At 65.3% G+C, this 239-nt stretch carries 1 protein-coding gene; it reads right to left on the bottom strand.

Annotated features, from left to right (window positions below; all coding sequences use genetic code 11):
* The coding region (locus tag HMPREF2806_RS12900) for a biotin/lipoyl-containing protein (protein ID WP_304440908.1) at positions 1 to 239 on the bottom strand (239 nt) is incomplete at both ends.

Raw genomic sequence — 239 nt, 5'->3', positions numbered from 1 at the left:
GCCGGCTTGTCCTCTGCCTTCGGCTCTTCCTTCTTCTCTTCGGCCTTGGGCTCTTCCTTCTTTTCCTCTGCCTTGGCGGCAGGCTTTTCGGAGGCTGCGGCGGAGCCGTCGCCGACGCGGGCGATGACGGCGCCGACGTCGACGGTGTCGTCTTCCTCGGCGAGGATTTCAATGAGGGTGCCGGCGACCGGGGACGGGATTTCGGTGTCGACCTTGTCGGTGGAGACCTCGAGCAACGG

Origin of the sequence: Corynebacterium sp. HMSC076G08 (genome assembly GCF_001811515.1) — a bacterium.
In the GTDB taxonomy this organism is placed as follows: Bacteria; Actinomycetota; Actinomycetes; order Mycobacteriales; family Mycobacteriaceae; genus Corynebacterium; species Corynebacterium hiratae.
This window is presented reverse-complemented; position numbering and strand designations above follow the sequence as displayed.